The sequence below is a fragment of the Streptomyces sp. 8L genome (assembly GCF_020176795.1).
In the GTDB taxonomy this organism is placed as follows: domain Bacteria; phylum Actinomycetota; class Actinomycetes; order Streptomycetales; family Streptomycetaceae; genus Streptomyces.
In genome coordinates this window covers 1-7,843 of sequence record NZ_JAIUKE010000520.1, presented here as the reverse complement: position 1 = coordinate 7,843, position 7,843 = coordinate 1, and the positions used below count along the sequence as shown (strand labels likewise).

The window sequence follows — 7,843 nt, the reverse complement described above, 5'->3', positions numbered from 1 at the left end:
ATCCATCACAACAGGTCAACGGAACAAGCGATCAAAGGGACACGCCACCGGCGAGTGAACCTGACCAGGCCCTACTAGGTCTTCCTCTTACGCGAGCGATCCCTCACCAACCGGCGGACCCGATCCCTCAACCAAACGACGGACACGACGGTCCGCCGCGGATCGTCCTCGCGGTCGGCGCCGGCCTCTTCGACGCGGGCGGGCAGCCCACGGTCGGCCTGGTCCAGGAGGTCGTCGGTCAGACCTCGATGAAGGCGACCACGACCACGGTTATCTGCGGTTCCGATCCGGCTCTTGTTGTGTGAGGCACATAGGCTCACCAGTTCGTGTGACTGTGGGATATCTGCTGGTTGTGAGGCACGTGCTGACGGTCAGTCATGGGTGTCATGAAGTTCCGTGCTGCATGCGCCGAGTCCCCGGTCGACGGGCGTCCGCTGTGGGTGGTGGTCGATGAGTCGTATCGGCTCCACCACGAGTCCTGTACGTTCCTGGCTGCCCTGCGGGACATGGGCCGGTCGTTCAACACCGAGAAGGCGTACGGTATCCGGTCCGCCCTGTTCCTGACCTGGTGCTCCGCGCGGGAGCTGGACTGGAAGCAGGTCACGCTCCTGGATCTGGCCCGGTTCCTGCGGTGGCTGGTGGACGAGCCGCTGCCGCCGCGCGGTCCGCGGGTGTCGTCCCCGCCGCGGTTCCGGATGGAGAAGTCGGCAAACCAGGTGATGACCGGGGTCTTCGAGTTTCTGCGGTTCTGCTCGCGCAACGAGTGGGTGGATGCGGAGCTGGTGGCCCGGCTGACGGAGACGAAGTACCTGAACTGGCTGCCGCCGGGCAAGGACGCGGGCGAGGACGGCCAGTTCCGCACCGTGAGGACGAAGATCCTCAAGCTGCCGGAGTCGACCGAGGATGCCGTGGAGTATCTGACGCCGGAGGAGGCTGACCAGCTCTTCCAGGTCGCCACTCGGGCCCGCGACCGGTTCCTGGTCGCCCTGCTCGGCTGCACGGGAGAGCGGATCAGCGAGGCCCTGGGCCTGCGCCGCCAGGACATGCACCTGCTCAGCAACTCGCGGTCGCTCGGCTGCCGGGTCGAAGGCCCACACATCCATGTCCGGCGGCGGGCGAACAACGCCAACGGGGCTTTGGCCAAGTCCCGCTTCGCCCGGGTCATCCCGGTGACCGAGGATCTCGCCGGGCTCTACGCGGACTACCAGCTCGAACGGGACGAGGTCCCTGAGGCGGTGGGCTGCGACATGGTCTTCGTGAACCTCTTCCATGCCCCGCTGGGGCAGCCGATGCTCTACAGCACCGCGAAGGAGCTCTTCGACCGGCTGGCGAGGAAGACCCAGCTCACCGCACGTCCGCACATGCTGCGGCACGGGGCGGCCACGGCCTGGGTCCGCGCCGGCGTCGACGAGGACGTCGTCCAGGACCTGATGGGGCACGTCTCCCGGTCCTCGCTGACGCCCTACCTGCACAGGACAGACGGAGAGAAGCGGGCGGCGGTCGAGCTGGTCGCGGCAAGGAGGCGGTCATGAGCAGTCCCGCACCGATCACCGCGGAGCCGCTCTCCCCGGTCGTCCCGCTCGATCTGACCGCCTGGACGGGCTGGCTACGGGAGCAGGTCGACCCCCTGTGGCGGCCGGGCGAATGGGCCCAGGAGGCTTGGTTCTTCGACGGTAACCTGGACCACCCCCGCACCCGGGTCGACAAGTGCAGGACGGTGTCGTGCTGGACGCTGATGCCCGCCCGCAGGGGGTTCTGCCGACACTGCTCGGAGGTCTACCCGAACAGCGGGCTGAGCCGGGAGGAGTTCGTGGCGACCTACCAGCGTCCCCGCCGCATCCGGCTTGAGCGGGGCGCCGAGCGCGACGCCTGCCTCCTGGAACGGGACTCGGTCCGATGCGAGCGGCCCATCTACACCCAGGACCTCTGCCGCACCCACTACCACCACTACCGGCGCCGGTTCAGCCAGGCCATGAGCCTTCAGGAGTGGATCGTCTCCGGTGACACCCACCCGTATCAGGCCCGGCCGACCTGCATCGTCCGGGGCTGCTCCAACCAGCGGGTGGTCAGCCCGTTCTGCAACCCGCACTACCAGTCCTGGGAGAGGGACCGCCGCCAGGGCATCACAGCCGCCGATGACCGGGAAGCCTGGGCTTCGAGGGCGGCCTCGGTCTTGCGGGCCAACCAGTTCTGTCTGCGGCCTCTGGAGGAGGCTGTCCGCTGGGAAGTCCTCTACGGGCTGCAGCAGCGCGATGCCCGCGGCGGCGCACTCGAACCGGGGGCGACCCGCCTGCTGGTGTCCAAGCTCGGAGGGATCCCGAGTCTGTTGACCGTCGAGCCGGAGGACTTCGCCGCCAGGATGCTGAAGGGCAACAACATCGTCGCCCAGTTCCGCGAGTTCGCCCGGTCCCTCCGGCTGGCGTCCTTGTCCTTCCGCGGCATGTCGCCCACCGACGCCGACCTCTGGGACCTGCCCTCGCTGGGGCTGAAGTCCGTGGGCCTGGGCGGCCGCCGGCAGCGGCCCGGGCACGTCGATGCCTCCGCGATCCGGCAGCCCTGGCTGAGGGAGGTCCTCAAGACCTGGGCTGAGACCGTCAGCATGAAGAACGACAAGTTCAAACGGACGTTCAACGCCTGCGTCATCGCCTCCGACGCCCTCCACGCCCGGCCGGGCGGCGGCCTGGACTACACCGGGCTGCGGTTCGCGGACATGCAGGCGGTCTTCAGCGCGATGTCCTGCATCCGCCGCAGCGACAACGGCGAACTCACCACCCGCAAATGGCGGATGGACTCCTTCAGCGTCTTCCTCGACCTGATCGACTTCGGCCGCAAGACGGACATGCTGGATGGCATGCCCGGCAGCTTCAACCGGGACAAGACGCTCGTTCTCGCGCCCGAGGAGATCATCGAGGACGCCGCCGGCAAGGCCGTCCCCGAACCCGTCATCGACCAGATGGACGCACACCTGCACCTGATGGGAGCCGGGTTCCCCTACGGCGAGATGGGGCGGGCCGACATCGAGCTGATGCTGCAGACGGCCTACCTGGTCCTGCGCGACACCGGCCGTCGTCCCATCGAGGTCGCCAGCCTGCGGCTGAAGTGCGTGGAGACCCGCAAGGGCGAGAACACCCTCATCTGGGACAACGTCAAGAAGCGCCGCTTCGGCCGCAAGCTGCCCATCACACGTGAGACCGCCGATGTGATCAAGAAGTGGCTGGCCCGCCGACGGCAGATCGAGGTCCCCTCCCGCAGCCGGAAGTACCTCTTCCCGTCGATCACCGACCGCAGTGGTTTCGCACACATGGAGGCTTCCAGCCTGGCCAACTCGATGCGGGAATGGGTCGCGGCGATCCCGGTGCTGCTGAGCGACGAACTCGACGAGCACGGCGAGCGGTTGCGGTTCGACCGGACGCTGATCTTCCCCTACGCGTTCCGGCATTCCTATGCCCAGCGTCATGCCGACGCCGGCGTCCCGGTTGACGTGCTGAAAGAGCTTATGGACCACCGGTCGATCGTCACGACGATGTCGTACTACCAGGTGTCCCTGAAGCGGAAACGAGAGGCGATCACGACCATGCGGAGCCACACCATCGACCGTTCCGGCCGCCCGGCCCCGTTCACCAGCACCACCGACTACGAGGCCCAGTCGGTCGCCGTCCCGTTCGGTAACTGCCGCGAGCCCAGCAACGTCAAAGCTGGTGGCAAGGCATGTCCGATCCGGTTCCAGTGCGCTGGCTGCGGCTTCTACCGCCCCGACCCGTCCTACCTGCCCCCGATCGAACAGCACGTCAACGACCTGCGGGCTGACCTTGAAACTGCCAAGGCCATGGACGCCGACGACTTCGTCGTCCGCAACCTCACCGACCAGATCACCGCGTTCACGAATGTCGCCGACACCATGCGCAACCGGCTCAGCAGCCTCCCCCAGGATGAACGCGAGGAGATCGAGGAAGCCAGTTCGGTCCTGAGGAAGGTCCGCGCGAGCCGGGACCACAAGCTGCTGCCGCTGACCGTGATCCGCAAGGACACCCCGGATGCCTGCTGAGACGTCCGAAAAGCCTTCCAGGACGCCCGCAGAGATCCTGAAAGCCGCACGTCAGCGGGACAGTGCCGACAAACGCGGACGCGTCCTCAAGGCCGTCCAGGACATGCTCCGCGACAACCGGCGCATCACCTTCGCCGCGGTCGCCCGCGAAGCGGACGTCTCCAGCTGGCTCGTCTATGCCCCCGGCCTGCGCGAACGCATCGACCAGGCACGGGCCCGCCAGGCCGCCCAGGGCCACCAGGACCAGCGGAGCGGACGGAAGGTCTCCACCGCCAGCGAGCAGACCGACCTGCTTCTCGCCCGGCAGGAGATCAAGCGGCTGCGAACTGAGAACGGCCAGCTGCGGCAACAAGCACGCGTTCATCTCGGGCAACAGGTCGAACAGCTCGGCAACCACGACCTGGTCGACCGCATCAACGAGCTCGCCGAGGAGAACCTGCGGCTGTCCACGGCGGAGCGGCAGGCGACGACGGAGAACACAGGGCTCCGGCAGCGAGTCACTGACCTTGAGGACGAACTCACCGCAGCCCGCACCAGTCTTCGCCGCATGATCCGCAACGAGAACCGTGCCTAGGACCGGACGGTCACGCGAGTGACGGCCACCGATCGGTAGCCCACTCCAACCAGCCTGACCACCCAGGAGGTGGACCTTCAACGCCGTGGCCCTCGATTTCCGCGGCATCGGGTTCCTCGAACAGCGTTCTCCAGTGCACGAGGTCCGTCTCGCTCATCGCGAAGGTCTGATCAGGGGTGGTCAACTGGCGATGGGCGACCCGAGCACGTTGGGTCTCATGGTCCACCGGCACATACACAAGCTGAAAGGACGCGCCCACAGACATCACCAACCAGCGGATCGCGGATCTCTCGTCACGAGACCAGCATCCGAAATCCAGGACCACGTTGGTGCCCAACCTCAGCGCCTCCAGACCAAGCCAGAGCAGCCGTCCTTCCAGCACATCGCGCTTCCCCTCCGGCTGCGGGTCGCCGAACAGCGGGCGCATCCACTCATCCGGCGTCAGCCGCAGAGCGCTGTGCTCCTTGGCCAGCTGCAGAGCTCTCGTCGTCTTTCCGGCCCCTGGCAGGCCGACCGTCAGGAACAACGTCGTCACACCCAGATCTTGTCACGAAGGCCAAGGGCACCGTGCCTAACGTCCCTCACACAGCTACACGGCGTTGACCTGCACTAACACCCTGGGAACCCCAGATAACCACGGTCTTCAACGCGGTCACCCAGTACACGAGGCGAACCCGTTCGACGTCGTCGACGTACTGGCACAGCCGCGGGCCGGTGCTGTCGCCGGGGAGCAGCTCGCCCGCCTCGGGGTCGACGGAGACGACGACCAGGGCGCGGTCCAGGGCGTGCAGCTCGGCTTCGCTGGTGATGGCGTCCAGCTGCTTCGCGGCGGAGTCGGAGAACTCGATGCGGGCGCGGCGGGGGCGTGCGGTGCGGGCATCAGGCGACGGCCGGGCGCTGGGCGGCGAGCCGGGCGAGGTGAGCCTCGCACAGCTCCTCCCACGGCGTGCAGTCCTCCACCGCCGGGAGCCCGTTGGCGGCGATGTCCTCCCAGGACAGCGGCAAGCTGGTCGGCGTCGGCGCGGGTCTTCGCCGCGTACGCGCACAGATACATGTGCGGCAGGTCGAGCAACGAGCGGGCCACGTCAAGCAGCCGTGTTGAACACGGCTGCTTGACTACTCATCGTGCTGTGTACCGCGCGTACGAACAGGCCTTTTGCTAAGCACGGTGCCGCGAAGGCGCCGCGCGGCGCAGACGGCGGCGGAAGGACTCACTCGTGTCGAGGACATCATGCTGTCGGGTACGAGACGTTTTCGCGGGGACGGCCATCAAGACCACCGATTCAGAGCGGGGCCGCTCGTGCCGTGGGGTCTTCAACCGTGGCCCTGGTAGTCCAACGTCCCTCACGAACAGCCTCAACGAGGCATGATCCGCCTTGCCCCAAATCGCGCAAGCATGTCTCCCGTACCGGGCAGGGCTGCGGACGCTACTGCTCGTGTGTGGCTTCCTTCAGATTCCAGCCGATGCCGGAGCAGTTCTCCGGCGGGGGCGGGAACGTGTGGCCCCGGACATCGGTGCTGGTGAACGCACGGTGCGACTTGCCGCAGGTGCACTCGTAGATTCCGCTTTCGGGAACCTTCTCTCCAGGCCGGAACATCCTCGTCTCGTCGTCGCTCATGCATTCAGCCTGCACCCGGGAGCGGAGGTTCGCAGTACGGGACTGTTGCCTCACGTAACATATTGCGGCTTTGTGAACGTTGAGCACGTAACAGGGCGTCCACTGCTCCGGGCGGCACCCGGCCCCCTCACCCAGCGGGACCGTGGTGCCGCGCTCCCCACGGCCCGTCGAACGGTGGCGGCGCAGTCCGCCGTCGGCGACGGGTTCCAGCTGCTGCCGGGCGGCGGCGGTGTCGGCGGGGGCCGACTGTTCACTCATCGAGCGCCTCCAGGGCGCGAACGGGCGTGTGCCACCACGGTATCGCCGGGGCGGGGCGGTCGACCCGGGTACGGACGAACCGGCCCGCCGCGGCGCTGCGGCCGGCGCTGTTGGTCAGAGGGCGTTTTGATCCATTGTTTGGCCCCGTTCTGCGTACTTAATGCGGTTCACGCCCCTCGCCAGGTTTGGGTTGATTCGCGGGTGATGCGTCGGGTCATGAGGGCGATCATCGCGATGTAGATCATGGCGGTGGAGCGGGTGGGAAGGGCTTCGTAGTCGCGGGCCAGGCGGCGGTGGTGCATGAGCCAGCCCAGGGTGCGCTCGACCACCCAACGGCGCGGTAGGACGGTAAAGCCCTTGGTGCCAGGCGTGCGGCGGACGATTTCGAGGTCGATGCCGAGGCGGGCCGCGTGGTCGACGAGGTATTCGCGGTATCCGCGGTATCCGCGGTCGGCCCAGCCCTTGCGGATGCCGGGGTGGTCGGCGGCGATGCGGTTGAGGAGGCGTTCGCCGGCCACGGAGTCCTGGATGCTGGCGGCGGTGACGAGCACGGTGAGCATCAGGCCGATGGTGTCGATGACGACGCTGCGCTTGCGGCCGACGATCTTTTTGCCCACGTCAACGCCTTGCCCGCGGGGCCGGGACGTTGGTGGAGGTCTTCACACTCTGTGCGTCGATCACGAAGCCAGTCGGCTCCGGGCTGCGGCCCTCGTCCTCGCGGACCCGGCGCCGCAGCAGCGCGTTGAGCTGCTCGAAGATGCCGTCGCGCTCCCACTTCCCGAAGTAGCCGTAAACCGTGTTCCAGTGCGGGTAGTCGTGCGGGAGGTAGCGCCAAGGGATGCCGGTGCGGGCCACGTAGAGGATGGCGTCGAGCAGGTCGCGCAGGTTGTGCTGCGGTGGTGTGCCGATGTTGAGTCCGTGGCGGGCCTTGTCATTCCGCCAGTTCGCCAACAGGGGCTCCACCAGGGCCCATCGGGCATCGGACAGATCGCTGGGATACCGCCGCCGTTCGCTCATACTGCAATCAGGCGGCAGCTGCGGACGGCCCGGCAGGGCGCATGAGACTGAACATGAAGCATTAGCCGCAACCGGCGCACCATGGGATGAAACAGGAGCAGATGGGGTGCAACAGACGTCCCACAGCCTCTCCCGCCCCACCGCCATCCCAGCTCCCGCCAACCTCATCAATCACTCACCACGAACCATGACAAATATGGATGTAGATGGACCAAATCCCTCTCAGTGCCTGTTTGTGATATCGGGCGCGAGCCCTCTATCGGCTCTGCTCTACTGCCAGGTAGAGACCCCGGAGCCATCGTGGTCGCGCTGGTCATGAGATCGATCAAG

Annotated in this window: 8 protein-coding genes and 1 pseudogene; 4 read left to right on the top strand and 5 right to left on the bottom strand. The window is 67.0% G+C overall.

Features of this window, described 5'->3' with window-relative positions:
• The 4 genes from LCE31_RS33090 to LCE31_RS33075 all read left to right on the top strand — a co-directional run.
• On the top strand, nt 1-305 hold a 305-nt coding region (locus LCE31_RS33090; protein ID WP_225021051.1), incomplete at its 5' end, for a hypothetical protein.
• Between the two features lie 81 nt (nt 306-386).
• A complete protein-coding gene (locus LCE31_RS33085; RefSeq protein WP_225021049.1) occupies nt 387-1,532 on the top strand; it encodes a tyrosine-type recombinase/integrase in 1,146 nt (381 codons plus the stop codon).
• Nucleotides 1,529-4,045, top strand: a complete 2,517-nt coding sequence (locus LCE31_RS33080; RefSeq protein ID WP_225021047.1) for a tyrosine-type recombinase/integrase — start codon at nt 1,529-1,531, stop codon at nt 4,043-4,045. Before LCE31_RS33085 ends, LCE31_RS33080 begins: the two co-directional genes overlap by 4 nt.
• A complete protein-coding gene (locus tag LCE31_RS33075; RefSeq protein ID WP_225021045.1) occupies nt 4,035-4,619 on the top strand; it encodes a DUF6262 family protein in 585 nt (194 codons plus the stop codon). Before LCE31_RS33080 ends, LCE31_RS33075 begins: the two co-directional genes overlap by 11 nt.
• A gap of 10 nt (nt 4,620-4,629) precedes the next feature.
• On the opposite strand, the gene LCE31_RS33070 is transcribed toward LCE31_RS33075, so the two are convergent.
• From LCE31_RS33070 to LCE31_RS33055, 5 genes and pseudogenes are all read right to left on the bottom strand, one after another.
• On the bottom strand, nt 4,630-5,154 hold the full coding sequence (locus tag LCE31_RS33070; RefSeq protein WP_225021043.1) for an AAA family ATPase: 525 nt from the start codon (nt 5,152-5,154) through the stop codon (nt 4,630-4,632).
• Between the two features lie 46 nt (nt 5,155-5,200).
• Complete coding sequence (locus tag LCE31_RS33065; RefSeq protein ID WP_225021053.1) at nt 5,201-5,467, bottom strand: hypothetical protein; 267 nt, start codon at nt 5,465-5,467, stop codon at nt 5,201-5,203.
• Nucleotides 5,468-5,498: 31 nt separating this feature from the next.
• Nucleotides 5,499-5,624, bottom strand: coding sequence for a hypothetical protein (locus LCE31_RS40650; protein WP_263632602.1), 126 nt, complete (start codon nt 5,622-5,624; stop codon nt 5,499-5,501).
• Nucleotides 5,625-6,046: 422 nt separating this feature from the next.
• Nucleotides 6,047-6,496, bottom strand: a complete 450-nt coding sequence (locus tag LCE31_RS33060; protein ID WP_225021041.1) for a hypothetical protein — start codon at nt 6,494-6,496, stop codon at nt 6,047-6,049.
• 167 nt (nt 6,497-6,663) lie between these two features.
• Nucleotides 6,664-7,513: pseudogene (locus tag LCE31_RS33055) on the bottom strand (IS5 family transposase).
• Between the last annotated feature and the right edge of the window lie 330 nt (nt 7,514-7,843).

Excerpts from the sequence above, each read along its gene's own strand:
- LCE31_RS33060 (WP_225021041.1), bottom strand. The coding sequence starts at position 6,496 with ATGAGTGAACAGTCGGCCCCCGCCGACACCGCCGCCGCCCGGCAGCAG.
- LCE31_RS33085 (WP_225021049.1), top strand. The coding sequence starts at position 387 with ATGAAGTTCCGTGCTGCATGCGCCGAGTCCCCGGTCGACGGGCGTCCG.
- LCE31_RS33075 (WP_225021045.1), top strand. The coding sequence starts at position 4,035 with ATGCCTGCTGAGACGTCCGAAAAGCCTTCCAGGACGCCCGCAGAGATC.
- LCE31_RS33080 (WP_225021047.1), top strand. The coding sequence starts at position 1,529 with ATGAGCAGTCCCGCACCGATCACCGCGGAGCCGCTCTCCCCGGTCGTC.